Annotated in this window: 21 protein-coding genes, 1 tRNA gene and 1 riboswitch; of the genes, 13 read left to right on the top strand and 9 right to left on the bottom strand. The window is 61.7% G+C overall.

Annotation, left to right across the window (positions count from 1 at the left end; all coding sequences use genetic code 11):
* Window positions 1–5 precede the first annotated feature (5 nt).
* From LNV09_RS23665 to LNV09_RS23640, 6 genes are all read right to left on the bottom strand, one after another.
* Window positions 6–893, bottom strand: a complete 888-nt coding sequence (locus LNV09_RS23665) for a polysaccharide biosynthesis tyrosine autokinase (protein ID WP_263559529.1) — start codon at window positions 891–893, stop codon at window positions 6–8.
* A gap of 33 nt (window positions 894–926) precedes the next feature.
* On the bottom strand, window positions 927–2348 hold the full coding sequence (gene epsF / locus LNV09_RS23660; RefSeq protein WP_263559528.1) for a chain length determinant protein EpsF: 1422 nt from the start codon (window positions 2346–2348) through the stop codon (window positions 927–929).
* A 9-nt stretch (window positions 2349–2357) separates the two neighbouring features.
* Complete coding sequence (gene epsE, locus LNV09_RS23655) at window positions 2358–3242, bottom strand: polysaccharide export protein EpsE (RefSeq protein WP_263559527.1); 885 nt, start codon at window positions 3240–3242, stop codon at window positions 2358–2360.
* 5 nt (window positions 3243–3247) lie between these two features.
* Window positions 3248–4306 (bottom strand): EpsD family peptidyl-prolyl cis-trans isomerase, encoded by a 1059-nt coding sequence (locus tag LNV09_RS23650; protein WP_263559526.1) that lies wholly within the window; start codon window positions 4304–4306, stop codon window positions 3248–3250.
* A gap of 632 nt (window positions 4307–4938) precedes the next feature.
* On the bottom strand, window positions 4939–5670 hold the full coding sequence (gene ubiE, locus LNV09_RS23645) for a bifunctional demethylmenaquinone methyltransferase/2-methoxy-6-polyprenyl-1,4-benzoquinol methylase UbiE (RefSeq protein WP_263559525.1): 732 nt from the start codon (window positions 5668–5670) through the stop codon (window positions 4939–4941).
* A gap of 41 nt (window positions 5671–5711) precedes the next feature.
* Complete coding sequence (locus LNV09_RS23640) at window positions 5712–6128, bottom strand: gamma-butyrobetaine hydroxylase family protein (RefSeq protein WP_263559524.1); 417 nt, start codon at window positions 6126–6128, stop codon at window positions 5712–5714.
* A gap of 262 nt (window positions 6129–6390) precedes the next feature.
* Between LNV09_RS23640 and LNV09_RS23635 the strand changes: the two genes are divergently transcribed.
* Window positions 6391–7104 carry a PEP-CTERM sorting domain-containing protein gene (locus tag LNV09_RS23635; RefSeq protein WP_263559523.1) on the top strand — a complete coding sequence of 238 codons (714 nt, stop codon included), beginning with the start codon at window positions 6391–6393 and terminating at the stop codon, window positions 7102–7104.
* A 130-nt stretch (window positions 7105–7234) separates the two neighbouring features.
* On the opposite strand, the gene LNV09_RS23630 is transcribed toward LNV09_RS23635, so the two are convergent.
* Window positions 7235–7375 (bottom strand): hypothetical protein, encoded by a 141-nt coding sequence (locus LNV09_RS23630; RefSeq protein ID WP_263559522.1) that lies wholly within the window; start codon window positions 7373–7375, stop codon window positions 7235–7237.
* A gap of 110 nt (window positions 7376–7485) precedes the next feature.
* Window positions 7486–7995, bottom strand: a complete 510-nt coding sequence (locus tag LNV09_RS23625; RefSeq protein WP_263559521.1) for a DUF1993 domain-containing protein — start codon at window positions 7993–7995, stop codon at window positions 7486–7488.
* Window positions 7996–8110: 115 nt separating this feature from the next.
* Between LNV09_RS23625 and ybiB the strand changes: the two genes are divergently transcribed.
* Complete coding sequence (gene ybiB / locus LNV09_RS23620) at window positions 8111–9040, top strand: DNA-binding protein YbiB (RefSeq protein ID WP_263559520.1); 930 nt, start codon at window positions 8111–8113, stop codon at window positions 9038–9040.
* On the opposite strand, the gene LNV09_RS23615 is transcribed toward ybiB, so the two are convergent.
* Window positions 9037–9954 carry an NYN domain-containing protein gene (locus tag LNV09_RS23615; RefSeq protein WP_263559519.1) on the bottom strand — a complete coding sequence of 306 codons (918 nt, stop codon included), beginning with the start codon at window positions 9952–9954 and terminating at the stop codon, window positions 9037–9039. The genes ybiB and LNV09_RS23615 overlap by 4 nt on opposite strands.
* A gap of 198 nt (window positions 9955–10152) precedes the next feature.
* Between LNV09_RS23615 and LNV09_RS23610 the strand changes: the two genes are divergently transcribed.
* The 11 genes from LNV09_RS23610 (at window position 10153) to LNV09_RS23560 (ending at window position 21137) form a co-directional block, all read left to right on the top strand.
* A complete protein-coding gene (locus LNV09_RS23610; RefSeq protein WP_263559518.1) occupies window positions 10153–10920 on the top strand; it encodes a sulfite exporter TauE/SafE family protein in 768 nt (255 codons plus the stop codon).
* A gap of 17 nt (window positions 10921–10937) precedes the next feature.
* Complete coding sequence (locus tag LNV09_RS23605; protein ID WP_263559517.1) at window positions 10938–12644, top strand: nitrite/sulfite reductase; 1707 nt, start codon at window positions 10938–10940, stop codon at window positions 12642–12644.
* A gap of 15 nt (window positions 12645–12659) precedes the next feature.
* A complete protein-coding gene (locus LNV09_RS23600; protein ID WP_263559516.1) occupies window positions 12660–13148 on the top strand; it encodes a DUF934 domain-containing protein in 489 nt (162 codons plus the stop codon).
* Window positions 13145–13930, top strand: coding sequence for a phosphoadenylyl-sulfate reductase (locus LNV09_RS23595; protein ID WP_263559515.1), 786 nt, complete (start codon window positions 13145–13147; stop codon window positions 13928–13930). The genes LNV09_RS23600 and LNV09_RS23595 overlap by 4 nt, the downstream gene beginning before the upstream one ends.
* On the top strand, window positions 13927–14886 hold the full coding sequence (cysD, locus tag LNV09_RS23590; protein ID WP_263559514.1) for a sulfate adenylyltransferase subunit CysD: 960 nt from the start codon (window positions 13927–13929) through the stop codon (window positions 14884–14886). Before LNV09_RS23595 ends, cysD begins: the two co-directional genes overlap by 4 nt.
* Entirely contained in the window at window positions 14886–16214 is a 1329-nt protein-coding gene (locus LNV09_RS23585) for a sulfate adenylyltransferase subunit 1 (protein ID WP_263559513.1), read from the top strand. The genes cysD and LNV09_RS23585 overlap by 1 nt, the downstream gene beginning before the upstream one ends.
* 2 nt (window positions 16215–16216) lie before the next feature.
* On the top strand, window positions 16217–17020 hold the full coding sequence (gene cobA / locus LNV09_RS23580) for a uroporphyrinogen-III C-methyltransferase (protein ID WP_263559512.1): 804 nt from the start codon (window positions 16217–16219) through the stop codon (window positions 17018–17020).
* An 86-nt stretch (window positions 17021–17106) separates the two neighbouring features.
* A complete protein-coding gene (fdxA, locus tag LNV09_RS23575) occupies window positions 17107–17430 on the top strand; it encodes a ferredoxin FdxA (RefSeq protein ID WP_263534495.1) in 324 nt (107 codons plus the stop codon).
* A 44-nt stretch (window positions 17431–17474) separates the two neighbouring features.
* Complete coding sequence (locus LNV09_RS23570; protein ID WP_263559511.1) at window positions 17475–18599, top strand: NAD(P)/FAD-dependent oxidoreductase; 1125 nt, start codon at window positions 17475–17477, stop codon at window positions 18597–18599.
* Window positions 18600–18695: 96 nt separating this feature from the next.
* A riboswitch (TPP riboswitch) is annotated at window positions 18696–18800 on the top strand.
* A 71-nt stretch (window positions 18801–18871) separates the two neighbouring features.
* Entirely contained in the window at window positions 18872–21025 is a 2154-nt protein-coding gene (locus tag LNV09_RS23565; RefSeq protein ID WP_263559510.1) for a TonB-dependent siderophore receptor, read from the top strand.
* A 36-nt stretch (window positions 21026–21061) separates the two neighbouring features.
* Window positions 21062–21137 (top strand) — tRNA-Asn (locus LNV09_RS23560).
* Window positions 21138–21268: the final 131 nt, after the last annotated feature.

Genomic DNA, 21268 nt, shown 5'->3' with positions numbered 1-21268 from the left:
TTCGGTCAATATTCGTTCAAGACAGCACCAGTAACCTGAGTCTGCGCATCGGTCAAGGCAGTGACCAAGTCTTGGAATAGGCTCAGCTTTGATTGCCCTTTGCGCGCGATCGGCAAAGCCGCTCCGCAGCGCGATGCAATGACTACTGCGTCCGAACCCAGCTCGGCAGCCGGAGTATCAACGATCACGTAGTCGAACTTGGACTGCAATTCGCGCATCAGCAATGCAAAAGCGGGCCGCTCGATCAGTTCGAGCGGATTTGGAGGCGTGATGCCAACCGGAAGCAGGAATAGGCCCGGCACAGCTGTGATTTGCTGGACCAATTGGCCTTCAGACCGGCCCGACAAAATACCGGACAAGCCTGCGGTGTTGGCAACACCAAACACCTCATGTTGGCGCGGGCCTCGCATATCAGCATCGATCAACAAGGTACGGCCACCCAATTGCGCCAGAGTGACGGCCAAGTTGGCAGCAAAAAACGTCTTGCCGTCCCCTTGGTTGGCACTGATCACGGCCAAAGCCCTTCGTGGGCCGTCGAGGTCATTGAAGACCCTCATCATGACCTGGCTGCGCACCGCCCTGAACATTTCCGCCTGAGCTGAAAACGGCTCATTCAAGGCAATCAGTTCGGGGTTTTGACCGCGCTTGACTTCGGACGCATAGGGGTAATTGAACTGTTGCGCCAAGGCAAACAGCACATCGTCCGCATTGGCATAGCCCAATGCAATGGCCGCCTCTCCAAAGCGCACATTCTTGCCGCGCTGGTACTCGAGCACCTTGGCAACTTGATCTGCCGACAGATCCCTGGTTTCGGCAATGATGGCGCCGATGGAACGATCTTGTTGCGCAGGCTCAGCCTTTGCACTCGCCTGCGCCGCGTTAGCTTCGGTCATTTGGATATCCCTCTATGTTCTTTTGGAGTTGGATCACTGGCCAACAGCAGGCGAGTGGCCAATCACACGGCGCTGAGCGTCAGCAACGGCCAGCAGACCAGATTTCTTGCTACCTGTTTTTGGCAATATTCCGATAACCGGAATACCAAGGGCGCTGGAAATGTCTTCGACCGAACGCACGCGACGGTCAGATATCTCCCGAATGAAGGCGACCATCACGCCCAACAAGGTGCCGCCAAATACGGCCACGATCGCGTTAAGCAACATCTTGGGATTCGACGGATCCATAGGTGGCGTGGCCATAGTCAGAGCATTCACATTGCTCTGAGTGGACTGACTGTCGAGGCTGGACTGCGTCAAGCGCTGCAGGATAGAGTCATAGGCGCGTTGTGCACTTTCTACATCGCGCAATAGAACCATGCCTTCATCGCGAACTTGCTTCATGCCGAGAACTTTTTTGCGCTGCGCATCAAGCTCAGCCCGCAACTGCGTTTCACGCTGCCGATTAATGTTATTCGTTACACCGACACCTGTGGTGACCCGACGAGTTTCTTCATTGATTTTGATTCGGAGTTCGGCAATATTTGCCTTCAATTCGACCACTTGTGGATGACTGTCGCCCAAACGCGAATTTACTTCCTGCAACTTCACTTCGGCGCGCGAAAGATCAGCCTTCAGTGCACCAACGATAGGGTTGTTCAGCACCTCTTGCATCTTGTCGCCGGAAGAACCTGTCGCCTGGGTATTGCGGCTGCCAGACTCCGAAGAAAGCGCTTGTAAGCCGACCAATTGCGATGAGAGCTCATTGAGCCTCGCATTCTCAATATCGAGGCGCTCATCTGCGTTGAAGATGCCCTTCTCTTGCTGAAAAGCGCTCAGTTTGACCTGCGCAGCTTCTAGCGTTGCTCGTGCTTCTTTTGAGCGGGTTTCAAAGAAACTGCTGTACTGCTTGGCCGGGTCTACCTTCAACTCCAGAACCGTGTCGAGATAGGCTTGCACAAAGGCATTTGCCAAACCAGCCGCAAACTTCGGGTCCGAGCCCTTGTAAGAAACATTCACAACATTGGATTCACGCGACGGGCGCACATCCAAATTCTTTTGAAAAGACTCGGCCAACCAAACTTCAATATTGCCTTCACCTTTTGTCGCTTGCTTCCACTGTTCTCGAACCTGTGGGTTTTCCGCCAATCTCAAACTACGCACCACACGCAGGGCAACTCGGTCACTTTGAATAATGTCAACTTGGGTTGCCATAAATGCCGGCGTCACCATGGAAGGGTAACCCATCGCTGTATAGGGGTCGGGCTTTGCATCAACAACAATACTGGCCGTCGCTGTGTACTGCTTAGGCAGCAAAAAACTCACGACCATGACGATGAATACTGTCCCGCCAAAGACCGCTAAAGCCAACTTCCAGCGGGCTTGAAGGATCGCAATAAATTGTCCGAATGTCATACCGAATCCTTAGAACAAACTCTCTTTGACATACACAACGTCGCCATCTTTCAAACTCTCGTCCATCGGGAGCTGAATGATTTCGACCTTGCCGTCGGCGTTCTTGCGGTGCACGCGGATGCCTTTTTCGGTACCGCGCTGGGTGATGCCGCCACCCGTGGCCAGGCTTTGCATCAACGTCATGCCGCGCTCCAGGCGCATGGGGCCGGGGCGCTGCACTTCGCCGTAGATGTAGACCATGGGCGCACGGTCAACCCAGACGACGTCGCCATGCTGGATGAACACGTCTTGCGCGCCGCCGCCGACGGCGAAGATGCCGGGCAAGTCGATTTCCAGGCGGTAGGGCTTGCCTTCGCGCTTGCCGGTAAGCACCAGCGTTTCGGAGCCGGCACCAGTGAGCACGCCGCCAGCATTGGCGATCAGGTCGGTCAGGCGCATGTCGGCGGTTTCAATCGGGTAGCGGCCCGGGCGGTTGACCTGCCCCAAGACGCTGGCCTGGTTGCCCTTGACCTGCAGAACCACTATGGTGACTTGCGGGTTCTTGACGAAGTTGCCTTTTTTCAGGCCGTCGGTGATCAGTTGCTCGGCTTGCGTGACGCTCAAGCCACCGACCTTGATGCTGCCCAGCAATGGGAAGGACACGACGTTGTTCTCGGAGACCCGGGTCTCCAGCGTCAGGTCGGGGTTCTGGTAGACCGAGACGCGCATCACGTCTCCGGCGCCGAGCCGGTATTCAGCTGAAGCAGCCGGGGCGGCAGCCGACGCTTGCGCGAAGGCCGGCGTCATCATCAATGCCTGGGCGCCCATCAGCGCACAAGCCAGCAGGGTTTGCTTCGTCGCGAGCTTTGCCATCGTCATCGTCCGTTCGTGGTTGTTGTTGCGCTTGCTAGTCATGGCGCTCACTTCAGGCCCATGCCTTTGGAGATGGCGCTGGCATCCAGGCCACTGGCGGCCGGCGCCACAGGAGCCGGTGCAGCGGGCGCTGTTACCGCTGCGGGCGCGTCCGTGGTGGCCGGGGCGGGAGTGGCTGGCGTGGTTGCAGCAGCGGAGGCCGCCGCACCGGCGCTGCCCGGTGCACCTTCGGCGAATTTGCCGATGTATTCGATCTTGGCGGCTTCACGCAGCGCCTTGATGTCTTTTTGCACTTGCTCGGACTTGCGCTGGTTGCCCAGGAAGGCTTCGATCGCTGGCTTGGCGCGGGCTTCGTCGACCGGCTGGCTGCGCGAGCCGACCAGGAACAAGACGGTCAGGCCGGTGGGGGTTTGCGTGACGGCGGAGTCGCCGTCTTTCATGCGGGAGATGGCGTCCAGGCCGGCCAGCGGCAGCTGCTCGGCGGCGCGCACGGCTTGGTTGCCATTGAAGCGGATGTTGTTGGTCTTCAGGAACTCGGCAAACTCGGCCATGTTCTTGGAGGACTGCAGCTTGTCGCGAATGGCGCCGAACTGATCGGGCGTGGCCTCGATGGCCAACTCTTGCAGGCTGAAGATGCGGCGGTCTTTGAAGAGCGCGGGCTTTTCGTTGTAGTACTTGCTGACTTCTTCGGCGGTGGGCTTGGCGATCGAGTCACCGATGCGCTCGACATAGGCGCGGGCGATGATTTCGCGCTTGGCAGCTTCGATCTGCTGGACCACCTTGGGGTCGCGGTCGATTTTGAGCTCTTGGCCTTTTTGCACGGCGAGTTCTTGCTCGATCAGGCGCTCCAGCACTTGCTTGGAGGCGGCTTCGGCTTGCTCGGGCTTGAGGCCTTGTTGGCGCTGCAGCACGAAGTTGATCTGGTGGACGGTGATTTCTTCTTTATTGACCTTGGCTGCGGTCTGCGAGGCTTTATCGGACTTGCCGCCGCCACAAGCGGCCAGCAAGACCGTCACCGCCACGGCCGCAACCAGGGCGGACAGGCGCGTCGATGTGGGTGCACCCAGAAATTCTTGTTGCTCTTGTTGAGTCGTCTTCAGCTTCATGACTTGTCTACCCTTGTTCTCGTCCACCTGAGACGCCGGCCCCGGCGTCTCTGTCTAAAATTTTTGCTGCAATGCAGCACGCAGCTAGCCCTTTTGGGACGAGCGAGTGTAACTTTGGAAAATGACAATTCACCCCAGCACAGGGGTAAATCCCGGTGGGATTGCCTACGGTTTACCCGGATGAACGCGTTTGCAATGGCCTGATATGACGCAAGTGGAGGTTTGGGGCATTGGTTCAGGGGGGTGCGATTTGGCTCGCTTGGCCGGCCGAGCTTGGATGGCAAGCTTGGCGAAGATGTCACGGAGCTGAATTTTGATCCATGACTGTGAGCGGCCCTAGGCCGACGATAGAGGTCGTCGGCCGCCAAGGGGGGGGTCAAGAAAGGTCGGGGCGGCCCATCCCATTCTTGTGATGTGCCAGGGCAACGCACATCCCCTGCATCCCCTTGTTCCTGGCTAGATTCTCTTGCTGGCCTGAATATTTCTTGGCCTGGATGCCAGGGACCCAGAGGCCCATATTTGAAGATCAGCCTGGCTTCGAGGGGCAGGCCATTGCGCAGACTAGGACAAGGCTTGGGTGGCAAGCCTGCACCGCAACGATGACGATGGCCGCATCGAAGGTGGCGCAAACATCAACACTTGATCCCCGCGTGCAGCGCCACTACACCTGCGCTGAGGTTGTGCACATCGACATGGCCGAAGCCGGCCGTCTTCATCATCGCCTTGAGCTCTTGCTGGCCCGGGTGCATGCGGATGGACTCGGCCAGGTAGCGGTAGCTGTCGGCGTCGCCGGCGATCATCTGGCCCAGACGCGGCAAGATCTTGAATGAGTACCAGTCGTACGGCTTTTGCAAGGGAGCTGCAACTTTGGAAAACTCCAGCACCAGCAGGCGGCCGCCGGGCTTGAGCACCCGACACATTTCGGCCAGCGCCTGATCTTTATGGGTCATATTGCGCAGGCCGAAGGCGACACTGACGAGATCGAAGCTTTCGTCCTTGAAGGGCAGCTTTTCGGCGTCGCACAGGCTGGTGGGCAGGATCAAGCCTTCGTCGAGCAGGCGGTTGCGGCCTTGGCGCAGCATCGCCTCGTTGATGTCGGTGTGCACGACCATGCCGCTGTCGCCGACCTTGCGGGCAAAGGCGCGCGCCAGATCACCGGTGCCGCCGGCGATGTCGAGCACGCGCTCGCCCGCCTTGAGATTGGCGACGGCCACGGTATAGGCCTTCCAGGCGCGGTGCATGCCCATGGACATCAGGTCGTTCATCACGTCGTAGCGCGAGGCGACCGAGTCGAACACGCCGCGCACGCGGCTGGCTTTTTCGCCTTCGTCAACGGTTTTGTAGCCGAAATGGGTGCTGGTCATGGGAGCAAGGCTTTCAAATTCTGTGATTGATGAAGTGGGCTTCAGTGGCTGGCGCAGGCACTGCCGCCGCCCTTGATCGGCATCGGCTGATCCCGGCTGAGGCCGGCTGCCGCCAAGCGGGCTTCGTAGTCTTGCCACAGCCTGGCCTGATTGGCGCCCAAGTCGTACAGATAGTCCCAGGAGAACAGGCCGCTGTCGTGGCCATCGGAGAACTGCGGCTGCACGGCGTAATGGCCGACCGGCGCCAAGGCGGTGATCAGCACCTCGCGCTTGCCGGTTTGCAGCGTTTCCTGGCCGGGGCCATGGCCTTTGACCTCGGCCGAGGGGCTGTAGACACGCATCAACTCGAAGGGGATGCGAAAGCGCGCACCATCCGAGAACGCCACCTCCAGCACGCGCGACTGCTGGTGAACGGTGATGTCGGTGGGCGTGGGGGTGGTGGAGTTAAGGCCGGCCATGGGTAAGGATCTCGTTGATTCGCACGCTGCGGCGCAGAAGCGGGAGTTTAACGGTGCGCTTGCCTTCGCCAGCCCATACCACTTGAGAGCCACCCTGTAAGCAAATGAAACACCGGGGCTTGGCCCGTGCACAAGCTCACAACCACTGTGACAAGTGCGGCGCAAGGTCTGGCGCAGGCTAGGGCCTGTCCCTACAGTCCGCAGCTTCAGTCACGAGGACAAGAGGAAAAAAGCCCAGGGTTCAGGCCCGGCTCACAGTCACATGAAAAAACTCCACTCTGCTTTTGCCACAACATTGCTTCTGGCCGGCTTGGCGACCGTCACTTCGAGCGCTTTGGCCACCGACTTGAGCCTCAAGTACACCGGCATTTCCGGTGGCGGCGTCAAGCTCGACATCAAACAATTCAGCAGCAACAGGAGCGGCGTCACCGCCGGCTTGCTGAACTTCGAGACCAGCGACAAAAGGAGCTTCTCGGCCTACTGCGTGGAATTGGGGCAGTACACCTCCAGCTCGCTGCAGACCTACCAGGTCGGCAGTTTCAACACCAGCCAGGGCAGCAATCTGCAAAATCTGCTGTCTGCCAGCTATGCATCGGTAGACACCAACACCGAGCGCGCGGCTTTTCAGCTGGCGGTGTGGGAGTTGACCCATGAAAGCAAGGCCGGCAAATTCAGCGTCACCGAGGGCAGCTATGGCGATGTCAGCCAGGGCTTCAGCCTCAATGACAGCAGCGCCAATTACGCCTCGCTGATGAGCCAGGCCAACAGCTACCTGGATGCCGGCGCTGCCTACAAGGGCGCCAACCTGTATCAAGTCGAGAAGCTCAGCAATGCCGATCACCAGGACTTGTTGCGCTTCAACGCCCTGCCGCCGGTTACCGCCGTGCCGGAGCCCAGCAGCTACGCTTTGCTGATGGCTGGACTGGGCGTGATCGGCTTTGTATCGCGCCGCCGCTCGAACCGGCACAACCGCTAGGCCTTCAAGCGCTTTAAACAAGCGCTCTGCAGAACGACAAATGGACCCCGAGGGGTCCATTTTTATCGGCGCTGTTTAGCAGCGCTTGGCCTGACTTGGCCGGCTTGGCCCGCGAGCACGGGCCGCCAATTCACTTTGCCTTCTTGCTGCGATCGGCCACCACCGTCACCCGTGTTGGCGTCACTGCATCAGGAGAAATCGGCTTTGGAGGGGATGTGTCCTTCTTTGGCTTCTTCGCTTCTTTATTGGTTTTTTGCTGACCTTTTGCCATTGCGATCTCCTGTTGTGGCGCACATCACCTCGATATTGCGCCAATGTTGCTGGAACTTACCTGAAACGACCCCGAGTTTGCCATGAACTGACAGGGGCTCAGACCGATCATCAATAGGCGCCCATATAGTCTTTCTTGCCCACTTCCACACCGTTATGGCGCAGCAATGCATAGGCGGTGGTGACGTGGAAGAAAAACTGCGGCAGACCGTAATGCAGCAAATAGTCCTGGCCGGTGAAGTGGCGCTCCTTGGGCGTGCCGGGGCGGGTCACGATGTCGCGGGCAGCGGCGTCTACGAACTTGGTGGCGTCCAGGCCTTCAATGAAGGCCAAGGTCTTTTGGATGCGCGCTTGCAGCTCGGCAAAACTCTGCTCGCTGTCTTCGGCTGAGGGCACTTCGACGCCGGCCAAACGAGCGCACACGCCCTTGGCGAAATCGCAGGCCACTTGCACCTGCTTGGTCAGCGCGAACATATCGGGGAACAGGCGCGCTTGCAGCAAGGCATTGGCGTCGATATTGCGCGCGCTCGCATGGGCTTCGGCCTTGGCCAGCACGTCGGACAAGCCGCCCAACATCTGCTTGAACACGGGTACGGAGGCTTGAAAAATTGGGTTGCTCATGGGGATGGCGCAGTCGGTAGGTTTGGAAGAGCGCCATTCTGGCAGGCCGCGCGAGTTTTGGCTGAGCGCCGCCTATCCTTCTGCGGCTCACGCTGCTGGCCACTAAACTGCCACCATGCAATTTGCTCCCCTCATCAAGGAAATCGGCCGCGGCGTCAAGGGCGCCCGCGATATGGACGCGGCCACGGCCGAGGCGTTGTTTGGCGCCATCCTGGACGGCGCCGTACCGGATCTGGAACTGGGCGCGATCCTGCTGTCGCTGCGCATCAAGGGCGAGTGCGAGGCGGAGCTGACGGGCTTCGAGCGCGCGATGCAGGCACGCACGGCGCACATCAGCGTGCCTGGTGGCGCCACAGGCCCCCGCTGCGTGTTGCTGCCGACCTTCAACGGCGCCCGCAAGCAGGCCAATCTATTGCCACTGGTGGCGCTATTGCTGGCGCGCGAGGGTGTGCCGGTGTTGATACACGGGCGGCATGATTTCGACAGCCGCGAAAGCCCGTTCGATTTGCTGGCCGCGCTGGGTCTGCCTTTGGCCGAATCGGTGGCCGAAGCTTCCGCGCATTTGTTGAGCACCCGTCTGGCTTGCCTGCCGCTGGCCGCGCTGAACCCTGGTCTCGACGCCTTGATGGCCTTGCGGCCACGCCTGGGCGTGCGCAATAGCGGCCACAGCGTGGCCAAGCTGCTGGACGCCGCACCTGGGCGCAGTGTGCGAGTGGTGGCCGTCACGCATCCGGAGTACCTGATCAGCATGGGCGAGGCTCTGACGGGGCTGACGGCGAACGGTGGGCGCGCGCTTTTGATGCGCGCCAGCGAGGGCGAGGCCTATGCGCATCTGCGTCGCAAGGCCCAGCTCTACGGCTATGCAGACGGCCAACGCTCGGATCTGCACCCGGCCGACACCGAGGACATAGCTTGGCCGCTGTCAGACGCTTGTGATGCCCAGGCCAACGCGGCGCTGATCCGCGCGATGCTGGACGGCAGCGCGGCCGTGCCCCCGCGCATCACGGAGCAGGTGCGGGCCTTGGTTCAGCTGGCCACTTCTTAAGCGGCCGGATCTTCCGGCGAGGCAACAGCCTGCCCGACCGGCTGATTGGCGAACGCCACATGGCCGCCGCTGATCGCGTCGACCTCGACCACCAAGTCGGGGAAGCGATGCAAGAACTCCGAGAAATTGCTGCAACCCAGCGCCTGCTCATCAAACGAGGGCAAAAGGCGTTTGATGAAGACCTTGAGCGCGCTGCGCGACACATAGTTTTCACCGTTGCGATCCACCAATTGCTTGAGCGCGCGCAGCAAGGCTTGTTTGGCGTCCTCCAGCGACGGTGAGCCGACAGCTTCGACCGACTCGACCTCGTCTACCGCAGGCGGCACGACGCCCGCCCCAGCTTCCAGCTCCAGCGGCTCTCCTTCAACTGGGCTAGGCGCCGACGCGGCCAACAGGTTTTGATAGAACTTGAACTCGTTGCAGCTGACCGTCCAGAAGCGGTTGCTGTAGCCGGCCACGCCGACGCCGGCGATGAAGCGGCCGGCCTGCTTGACCTTTTGCGCCAGGCTGATGAAGTCGCTGTCGCTGGAGATCACCACCACATGGGTCAGATGCGGGTGGTTGTGCACATCGCTGAGCGCATCCAGCGCCATGCGGATGTCGGCACTGTTCTTCATATTCGAGCCGCGCGGGAACATCTGGATCAAATCGACCCCGGCCTCGTTCAAGGCATGGCGGTAATTGGCAAAAAACTGCCAGTTGCCATAGGCGCGGTTGATGATGATGTCGCCCAAGGACGCGGCATATTCAAGAATGGGCTTGAGGTCGACAAAGACCGGCTGCAGCTTGAGCCGGTTGTCGCGGTAGGCGCTGTCGCCATGCGCGGCGTTGGCCAGCACGGCATGGAGATTTTCAAAATCCCAGTAAATCGCCACTTTGGTGGCTTCGGCGCGGGAGCTGGGGAATTGGGACATGTGGACGTAGGTTTGACAGAATTCAGGGAAGGCGGGGACGCTGAGCTTACCGCGAGCGGGCCGGGCGACCTAGCCGGCAGGCCGCTATATACGAATTATCGAATAAGCAATTTACGAACAAATGGTTTGCATATCTATAGCCGAACATTAAAGTCCGCCCCCTAGGGTTGCCTCCGTGGCCGCTCAACAAGGAGATGCATGGACTGGATTGCAGTATTGAGCGGCTTGGGCGTCGGCATCATCGTCGGGATCACCGGCGTGGGCGGCGGCTCCTTGATGACGCCGCTGCTGCTGTCGGTCTTCAAGCTCAGCCCGGCCGTTGCCATCGGTACCGACTTGTGGTTTGCGGCGTTGACCAAAGTATCCGGATCGGTTGCCCACGCGCGCCATGGCCATGTGAAGTGGAAGCTGACCGGCCTCTTGTTGCTCGGCAGCATCCCGGCCTCGATAGGCACCGTGGCCATCATGCACATGACCGAGATCACCAAGGGCTGGGCCAGTACGCTGACCTTTTCCTTGGGCATCGCCCTGCTGCTGACCGCCGTGGTGGTGGCCTTCAAAAAGTCCTGGCAAGTGATTGGCCTGCGGCTGGAGCGCTACATCCCCGAGTCACGCAAACCGGCCTTGACGGTGGCTTGCGGCGTGATTCTGGGCGTGCTGGTGTCGCTGTCGTCGATCGGCGCCGGCGCGATTGGCGCCACCTTGATCCTCTTGCTCTACCCGCGCCTGGAGGCCCGCTACATCGTCGGCAGCGATATTGCCCATGCGGTTCCCCTGACACTCGTCGCGGGCATTGGCCATGCGACGCTGGGCAATGTAAATTGGGCCTTGTTGCTGCCGCTGCTGCTGGGCTCCATGCCCGGCATCTGGTTGGGCGCGCAGCTGACGCGCCGCCTGCCTGACGGCGTGATTCGCGGCCTGCTTTGCGGCTCGCTGGTTTTGGCCGGCTGGAAAGTCATCCATTAAATCTATTTCAAAGAACTATGTACGCCTACACCGACTTTGACCGCCAATTCGTCCACGCCCGCGCGGCGCAGTACCGTGACCAGCTGGAGCGCCATCTGGCCGGCAACCTGCCGGACGAAGACTTCCGTCCGCTGCGCCTGCAAAACGGCTGGTATGTGCAGCGCCACGCGCCAATGCTGCGCGTGGCCGTTCCTTATGGCGCGCTGAGCAGCGCCCAGCTGCGCCAGTTGGGTGCCATCGCGCGTGAATTCGACCGCGGCTATGGTCACTTCACGACCCGCCAGAACCTGCAATACAACTGGATCCCGCTGGACAAATCGGCCGATGTGATGGACCGCCTGGCCGCCGTTGACATGCACGGCATCCAGACCAGCGGCAACTGCATCCGCAACATCACCAGCGATTGCTTTGCCGGCGTTGCACATGACGAACTGGTAGACCCGCGCCCGTACGCCGAAGTGCTGCGCCAGTGGAGCACGCTGCATCCGGAGTTTGCGTTCCTGCCGCGCAAGTTCAAGATCGCCGTCTCGGGCACGACAGAAGACCGCGCCGCGATTGCCTGGCATGACATCGGCCTGCAGTTGCTGAAGAACGCGGCCGGCGAGGTTGGCTTCAAGGTGCTGGTTGGCGGCGGCATGGGCCGCACACCCATCGTCGGCCAGGTCATCAGCGAATTCCTGCCCTGGCAGCAGATTCTGGTCTTCATCGAAGCCATCGTGCGGGTCTACAACCGCTACGGCCGGCGCGACAACCTCTACAAGGCTCGCATCAAAATCCTGGTCAAGGCCGAAGGTCAGGCCTTCTTCGACGACGTGAACGCCGAGTTCAAGCAAATTCTTGAACAGGACGCCGGGGGCCAAGAGCACTTGATTCCACAAGCCGAGTTGGACCGCGTGGCGGCCTGCTTCGTCACGCCGGCCGGCGTGCAAGCCACTGCCTCCTCAGACATCTTTGCCGGTGTCGAAGCTGGCGCCTACAAGCGCTGGCTGGAACGCAATGTCGCGCGCCACAAGCTCAGCGGCTACCGGGCCGTGACCTTGTCGCTGAAGCGTGCCGGCATTGCGCCGGGCGACGCCACCGACGCACAGATGGAAGCGGCGGCCGACTTGGCCGATCGCTACAGCGCCAGCGAGCTGCGCGTCAGCCATGACCAGAATCTGGTGCTGCCCTGGGTGCGCGAGGCCGACCTGCCCGCCGTCTTCGAAGCCGCCCGCGCGCTGGGCCTGGCAACGCCGAATATCGGCCTGCTGACCGACATGATTGCCTGCCCCGGCGGCGACTTCTGCGCCCTGGCCAATGCCCGCTCCATCCCCGTCGCGGCGGCCATCACCGAGCGCTTCGAAGACCTGGACGAGCAGTACGACATCGGCGACATCGACCTGCACATCAGCGGCTGCATCAACAGCTGCGGCCACCACCACAGCGGCCACATCGGCGTGCTCGGCGTCGACAAGGACGGCAAGGAGTGGTACCAGATTTCGCTGGGCGGCTCGGACGGCTCGACCTTGTCGGGCCAGTCGGTGCCAGGCCGCGTGATCGGCCCCTCCTTTGCCGCCGACGAAGTGGCCGATGTGATCGAGTCCGTCATCGACACCTACCGCACTCAGCGCAACGGCCAGGCCGAACGTTTCATAGACACCGTGCGCCGCATCGGGCTGGAGCCCTTCAAGGCGCCCGCCAACGCCGTACGAACTGTGACCGGCGTGACCGGCGCCGCCAACTGAAAGAGCCTGACCATCATGAAGTTTATTGATAACCACAATCAGCAATGGCACCACGTGGTCGGCGAAGACGGACCGATGCCCTGCCCCGATCCAGCGCCGTACATCCTGCTGAGCCTGGAGCAATGGCATGCGGTGCGTGGCCATTGGCCGGTCGGTCTGGTCACTGCAGTTGAACTGAACAACGACCTTGAGATCGAAGACTTGGTGACCGATTTGCCTCGCTTCACGATGATCGCGCTGAAGTTTCCGAAGTGGACCGACGGCCGCGCTTACAGCCAGGCCAAGCTCTTGCGTTCGCGCTACCGCTTTGCCGGCGAGATCCGCGCCACCGGCGAGGTCTTGGTCGACATGCTGCCGCTGCTGGCCCGCACCGGCTTTGACGCGGTGCATATGCGCGCCGACCAGTCGAAGGCCGCGGCCGAGCGCGCGCTGGGCTTCTTCAAAGGTCATTACCAGGGCGATGTGGACGCCAAGCAGCCCTTGTTTGCACGAGGTGAGGCATGAGCGGCGAGGTCTTTTCGCTACCCGGCGCGGCGACCAGCGCCTCGGCCATCAAGCTCTACGCCCGAGAAACAGCCGGCTTTGCCGAACGCCTGGCCAAGACGGTGGAGCTGCTGCAAGAGGCCGCACTCGATCATGGCAATGGCCTGCTGCAATCCAGCAGCCTGGGCGCCGAAGACATGGTCATCACCGACCTGATCGCCCGCCACAAACTGCCCATCAGCATCGCCACGCTGGACACCGGCCGCTTGCATGCCGAAACGCTGGCGCTGCTGCCGCAGATCGAGGCCCGTTACGGCCTCAAGGTCGCGGTCTACAGCCCGATCAATGATGCGGTTGTCACTTTCGTGCGTGTGCGCGGCGCTGACGCCATGTATGAAAGCCTGGCGCTGCGCAAGGAATGCTGCGCGATCCGCAAGCTGGAGCCGCTGAGCCGCATGCTGGAAGGCCACACCGCCTGGATCACCGGCCTGCGCCGCGAACAGTCCAGCAACCGCGCGGTCGTGCCCTTCAGCGAAACCGACAACAACGGCCGGGCCAAGATCAACGCGCTGGCCGACTGGAGCTGGGCCGATGTCTGGCACTACATCGCCACGTTTGACGTGCCCTTCAACGCGCTGCATGACCAGTTCATGCCCAGCATCGGTTGCGCGCCCTGCACCCGGGCGATCTCGGTCGGAGAAGATTTCCGCTCGGGGCGCTGGTGGTGGGAGGATGCAAGCGCAAAAGAATGCGGTTTGCATGCAACACGCGTCCCTGAATTGACCAATGGAGCCTCGGCATGAACGCCCCCGTTAATTTGAACCAATTGCTGCCGAATATCGACCACCGCCACCTCGACCACCTGGAAGAAGAAGCGATCTTTATCCTGCGTGAAGTGGCCGCTGCCTTCGAGCGGCCGGGCCTGCTGTTCTCCAGCGGCAAGGATTCCTGCGTGGTCTTGCGTCTGGCCGAAAAAGCCTTCAAGAACGCCCAAGCCGACGGCAGCTACAAGGGCAAGCTGCCCTTCCCGCTGGTGCATGTGGACACCGGCCACAACTTCCCCGAAGTGATTGAATTCCGCGACCAGTTGGTGGCCGAATCGGGTGACCGCCTGATCGTCGCGCACATGGACGAGTCGATCAAAAAAGGCACGGTGCGCCTGGCCTATCCGCTGGAGTCGCGCAACGGCCACCAGACCGTCACGCTGCTGGAGGCGATCGAAGAGAACCGCTTCGATGTGCTGATCGGCGGCGCCCGCCGCGATGAGGAAAAGGCCCGCGCCAAAGAGCGCATCTTCAGCCACCGCGACAGCTTCGGCCAATGGCAGCCCAAGGAGCAGCGGCCCGAGTTGTGGAGCTTGTTCAACACGCGCATCCGGCCGGGCGAGCATTTCCGCGCCTTCCCCATCAGCAACTGGACCGAGCTGGATGTATGGCTCTATCTGGCGCGCGAGAACATCCCGCTGCCTAGCCTGTACTACAAGCATGAGCGCCAAGTGATTCGCCGCAAGGGCCTGCTGGTGCCGCTGACCGAGGTGACGCCGCCGGAAGCCGGCGAAGTGGTCGAGACGGCCACGGTGCGCTTTCGCACCGTTGGCGACATGACCTGCACCTGCCCGGTCGAAAGCAATGCCGCCACCGCCACCGACATCGTCGCCGAGACGCTGACCGTGACCGTCAGCGAGCGCGGCGCCACCCGCATGGACGACAGAACTTCGGAAGCCTCGATGGAGCGCCGGAAAAAAGAGGGCTATTTCTGATGACAACCGTGACTGAAAAAATCGTCCACGACAACGAGGTGGACACCCACCACCGCGCCTTGCGCTTCCTGACCGCCGGCAGCGTTGACGACGGCAAGAGCACCTTGATCGGCCGCCTGCTGTTCGACGGCCAAGCGATTCTGGCTGATCAACTCGATATGCTGGAAAAGCGCGCCGCCGGTCAACCCCTGGACCTGAGCCTGCTGACCGACGGCCTGGAGGCCGAGCGCGAGCAAGGCATCACCATCGACGTGGCCTACCGTTACTTCGCCACCAAGTCGCGCAAATTCATCATCGCCGACGCGCCCGGCCATGAGCAGTACACGCGCAATATGGTGACCGCCGCCGCCGGCTCAGACGCCGCCGTGGTGCTGGTCGACATCACCAAGCTGGACACCAGCGTAGACGCCGTCACACTGTTGCCGCAAACCCGTCGGCATAGCCTGTTAGCGCATCTGCTGCGGGTGCCCAGCATCGTCTTCGCCGTCAACAAGCTCGACGCGCTGGCCCAGCCCGGCCCGGCCTTCGCGGCGGTCAGCAAAGCCTTGCGCGCTTTTGCCGAGCAAGCCGGCATTGACGTCACCGCCATCGTGCCGGTGTCGGCGCTGCGCGGCGACAACGTGACCCAGCCGCTGGACGGCGAATGGGCGACCTGGTACCAAGGCCCCTCGCTGCTGCAAGTGCTGGAAAGCCTGCCCGGCGTGCAGGAAAAGGTCGAAGGTGGGCTGTCGATCCCGGTGCAATATGTGGCGCGTGAACCCGGCGACGCCGGTGATGGCGTTGGGCATCAGCCGCGCACCCTGTGGGGCCGGATTGCGCACGGCCAGGTCAAGGCCGGCGACCAGATTCAGATTCTGCCCAGCGGCCAAACAGCCATCGTCGCCGAAGTGCGGCGCGCTGGTGAGACGGTCGCGCATTGCGTCGCCGGTGAGTCGGCCGGTGTGCTGCTGGATCGTCAACTCGACGTCTCGCGCGGCGACTGGATCGTCACGCCCGGCTCGGCCACGCCGACGCAAAGCTTTGAGGCAACCCTCGCCTGGCTGGACACCGAGCCTGCCGTGGCCGGGCGCAAATATTGGCTGCGCCATGGCAACCGCTGGGTGCAGGCGCGCATCAGCTCAATCGAGCACCGCCTGGACATCCACACCTTGGCCGAGCAGGAAGCCGCCGAAATCAAGGTCAACGAAATCGGCCATGTGCGCATCGAAACGCAAAGCGCGCTGCCGGTTGAGCCCTACGCCAACAACCGCATCGGTGGCGCCTTGATCGTGGTCGACCCGACCAGCAACCGCACCAGCGGCGCCTTGCTGGTGCGCGCGGCGAGCTGATCATGAGCAGCGCGAGCAAAGGCCGAGTCATCTTCGTCAGCGCCGGCCCCGGCGCGGCCGACTTGATCACGGTGCGCGGCGCCCGCGCGCTGGGTTTGGCCGAGGTCGTTCTGTTCGACGCCTTGACAGACCCGGCCTTGCGTGACTTGGCGCCAAACGCAGTTTGGATCGACGTCGGCAAGCGCGGCTTTTGCCATTCCACCAAGCAAACCGCTATCAACGCGACCCTGGTCAAGCAGGCCTTGAGCCACAGCCTGGTGGTGCGCTTGAAGGGCGGCGACGCCAGCGTGTTTGGCCGCTTGGAAGAAGAGTTATTGGCCTTGGCCGAGGCCGGCATCGCCAGCGAAGTGGTGCCCGGCGTGACCGCCGCGATTGCCGCTGCCGCGCAAACGCAGCGCCCTTTGACACGGCGCGGCACGGGCCGCAGCGTCAGCCTGACGACGGCGATGACACAGTTGGGCGAGTTGCAAGCCGCACGCTCGGCCGACACCGAAGTTTTCTATATGGCCGGGCGCCAGCTCGGCCCCTTGGGCCGCAAACTGATTGAGGCCGGTTGGCCGGCAGATACGCCGGTCAGCGTGGTCTCCAAGGCGGGCTGTGCCGATGCCTTGGCCAGTGATCACCGGGTGGATTCGCTCGCAGCGGCCTCGCTGCTGCACAAGGGCCGGCCGACCGTGGTGACCGTTGGCGCTGGTGCCAAAGCGCTGGCTTTGCCACCACCGCAAGCCCAGTCCGCGCCAACAAATTCCAGCATCACGCCGGGTCTTGCGACGCATCAAGCCGGCATAAGCACCCCAAGCGATTAAAATCCGCGTTTTGCCGCCGTTCAGCCTCAGAGTGAAATGGCATTGCGCGGCAATTCAGACCAAACAACAACACGAGCTGCACCATCATGACCCACGTCGTCCTCGAATCATGCATCCGCTGCAAGTACACCGACTGCGTCGATGTCTGCCCGGTCGATTGCTTCCGCGAAGGCCAGAACTTTCTGACCATTGATCCCGATGAGTGCATCGACTGCGCCGTCTGCATCCCTGAGTGCCCGGTCAATGCGATCGTGCCGGAGGAAGATGTGCCCGGCAATATGCAGCACATGATTAAGCTGAATGCCGATCTGGCCAAGAAATGGCCCAGCATCACCAAGCGCCACGCCCCGCTGCCGGACGCTGATGACTGGAAGGATCGCACGGGCAAGCTGCCCGAGCTGCTCCGCTAATTTGTAGAACGCCGCCTGGCTCCAAGCTCAGGCCCCAAGAAAAAATGGATGCTCAATTGAACGCAGAGATTGCCACGACGGCCGACGCAAACCCAACGCCCGGACCCGACGCGATTCAGACCGATGCCGTCATCGTCGGCGCCGGTCCGGTCGGACTGTTCCAGGTTTTCGAGCTCGGATTGCTCGAAGTCAAAGCCCACATCATTGACTCGCTCGCCTACCCCGGCGGCCAATGCATCGAGCTGTATCCGGACAAGCCGATCTATGACATCCCGGCCGTGCCCATCTGCACCGGCAAGGAGTTGACCGACAACCTGCTCAAGCAGATCGAGCCCTTTGGCGCGACCTTCCACCTGGGCCAGGAAGTCACCACCGTCTTGAAGCAAGAAGACGGCCGTTTCTTCGTCGAGACCTCCAAGGGCACGCAGTTCCTGACCAAGACCATCTTCATCGCTGGCGGTGTGGGCTCGTTCCAGCCGCGTACGCTGAAGGTCGACGGCATCGACAAGTACGAAGGCAACCAGCTGCATTACCGCGTTCGCAACCCGGCGCAGTTCGCCGGCAAGAACTTGGTGATCGTCGGCGGCGGCGACTCCGCACTCGACTGGGCGCTGAACTTTTGCGCCGGCAATGCCGACGGCAGCGCCAACAAGGCCGAGAGCGTGATCCTCTTGCACCGCCGTGACGGCTTCAAGGCGGCGCCCGCCTCGGTCGCCAAGATGCGCGAACTCTGCGACGCCTACGAGATGCAATTCGTGGTCGGCCAGGTGACGGACATCGTCGAGGCTGACGGCGTTCTCACCGACATCAAGGTCACCGGCGGCGACGGCGTCACCCGCGTGATGCCTTGCGAACAGTTGCTGGTGTTCTTCGGCCTGAGCCCCAAGCTGGGCCCGATCGCCGAGTGGGGCCTGGCGCTGGAGCGCAAGCAAATCGTCGTGGACACCGAAAAATTCCAGACCAGCGTGCCGGGCATCTTTGCCGTGGGCGATGTGAACACTTATCCGGGCAAGAAGAAGCTGATTCTGTCGGGCTTCCATGAATGCGCCTTGGCGGCCTTTGGCGCCATGCCTTACATCAGCCCGGACAAGCGCATTCATCTGCAGTACACGACCACCAGCCCCAAGTTGCACAAGGTGCTGGGCGTCGAGTCGCCTGTGTTCGACTGAGTTCGACTGAGTTCGAATTTTGCTGATCAAAGGCCCGCTGACCGCGGGCCTTTTTCATGGGCCGATACAATAGTCCCAAGCAGCGATTCGCATCGCTGTCCACGCTAGGGGTGCTGGTCCGGATCAAACCGGGCCGGCTGAGAAAGTCCCTTTGAACCTGATTGAGTTAATCCTCGCGCAGGGAAGCAAGCCTTCATCGGCCGACGTCGATTCGCATTTCTCCTGACGTCCTGGCCTTGCTGTTTGCAGCCCTGTCATCGCCGACTGTTTCGATGACACCCACAACTCCAATTTCCAAGAAGTCCTTGCTGTCCGCTGCGGCCGGCCTTATTTGCGGCACGGCCGCTTTGGCGCAAAGCCTGCCGACCGTGTCGGTCAGCGGCCGCTCGGCGGATACGCCCGCACAAGTCGGCGGCTTCGGTGAAATTCCGGTCGCTAAGCTACCGCTACAGCTCAGCCTGATCAGCAGCGAGCGCCTGATGGATGCCGGCATTAGCGCTTTATCTGGACTGACCGCGCTGGACGCCAGCGTCGGCGACGCCTATAACGCGGCAGGCTATGTGTCCTACCTGAAGATTCGCGGCTTCGACCTCGACAACCGCTTCAACTACCGCCGCGACGGCTTGCCTATCAATGCGGAAACCGCCTTGGCGCTGGGCAACAAGGCAAGCGTCGAGATTCTTAAAGGCAGCAGCGGCATCCAGGCCGGCACCAGCTCGCCCGCAGGCTTGGTCAATATGATCGTCAAACGGCCGACAGCTCAGCCCATGACGGTGCTGGGTTTGTCACTCAGAGAGCGCGGCACGACCGAGGCTAGCCTGGACTGGAGCCAGCGCTTTGGCGAGGGCCAAGCTTTAGGCCTGCGAGTCAACGCAGCCGCCGCCGAACTCATGCCCCAGTTGCGCGATGCCGAAGGCCGCAGCCATTTGCTGGCCATGGCCGGCGACTGGCGCCTGAGCCCTGACACCCTGGTCGAGGCCGAGTTCGAGCTGAACAAGCAGAGCCAGCCCAGCCAGCCCGGCATGAGCATGCTGGGCGACAAGCTGCCCAGCGCCAAAGACTTCGACCCTCGCATCAACCTGAACAATCAAAGCTGGTCGCAGCCGGTGGTGTTTGACAACAGCCATGCCTCACTGCGTGTGACGCAAAAGCTCAATGCCGATTGGCGGGCCCAAGCGCACCTGGGCGTGCAGCGCCTGAAGACCGACGACAGGCTGGCCTACGCCTATGGCTGCACCGCAGCGGACGGCAACTATTACGCTGATCGCTACTGCCCCGACGGCACGTTCGATATGTATGACTTCCGCAGCGAAAACGAGCGCCGCAATAGCGAGGCGCTGGATCTGTCTTTGGCCGGCAAGTTGGCGACGGGCAGCATCACTCACCAAGTCAGCACCGGCGTCTTGCTCAGCCGCTTCAACAGTCGCTTCCAAAAGCAGGCCTATAACTGGGCCGGCACCGGCACCATTGACGGCAAGGCCATCACCATCGCCGACCCCAGCCTGACGGACGAGAACACCAACCGTGACGAGCGCAGCACGGAGTTCTATCTGCGCGACGCCATCCAGCTCAGCGCCGACTGGCAAGCCTGGGCCGGCCTGCGCCATACGCGGCTGGAGCGCGACAGCGTGCGCACCGATGGCTCCCGCGCCACCGGCTACACGCAGAACATCACTACGCCCTGGTTGGGCCTGAGCTATGCGATCAACAGCCAATTGCTGGCCTACACCAGCTGGGGCGAAGGCGTCGAGAGCGAAGTCACCCCGAACCGCAAGCGCTATGGCGATGCGGCGGGCCGTGCCCTGCCCGCTTTGACCAGTCGGCAATTCGAGATCGGCTTGAAAGCCGGCAGCAATACGGTCGATTGGTCGCTCAACTGGTTCAACACCAGCCGCCCCAAATGGGCCGATCTGGGCGAATGCTCGGATAGCAAGCCAGGCAGCTGCGTGCGCCGGGCCGACGGCATCGCTCGCCATCAAGGCCTGGAAGCGCAGGCCGACCTGAAATGGGCCGGCGGTGGCCTGCTGGCCAGCGCGATGCAGCTCAAAGCACGCCGCGAGGACAGCGCCGACGCGAGCCTCAACGGCCTGCGGCCCGAAAACGTGGCCGAGCGCAGCTTGCGCCTGCAAGCGCGCCAGGACATCGCCGCGTTAAGCGGTTTGCAACTGCAAGCCGGCCTGGTCTACGAAGGCCCGCGGGCGGTCTTGGCCGACAACAGCGTCTTCATTCCAGGCTGGACCCGCCTAGACGCGGGCGCACGCTTCGAGCAAGCATTGATGGGCCAGCAATTGCTGGTGTGGCGCGTCGGCGTAGACAACTTGGCCGACAAGCGGGCCTGGAAGGAGTCGCCGTTTCAGTTTGGCCATGTTTACCTCTACCCGCTGGCACCAAGAACTTTCCGCGCCAGTTTGGAATACCACTTGTAAAGCTCTAGAAAACTGGTCTATAATCTGAGGCTCTGTTCCTCGATAGCTCAGTTGGTAGAGCGCCGGACTGTTAATCCGTAGGTCCCTGGTTCGAGCCCAGGTCGAGGAGCCACAGAAAATGTGAAAGCCGCTTGGTAGCAATGCCAAGCGGCTTTTCCCATTTATGTAGGCCTACTCTTTTGAGTCGTGTCACAAACCGAATAATTCCTCGATAGCTCAGTTGGTAGAGCGCCGGACTGTTAA

The organism is Paucibacter sp. B2R-40 (assembly GCF_025717555.1).
In the GTDB taxonomy this organism is placed as follows: Bacteria; Pseudomonadota; Gammaproteobacteria; order Burkholderiales; family Burkholderiaceae_C; genus Paucibacter_A.
The sequence above is the reverse complement of the archived record's forward strand: the minus strand, read 5'-3'. Positions and strand labels throughout refer to the sequence as shown.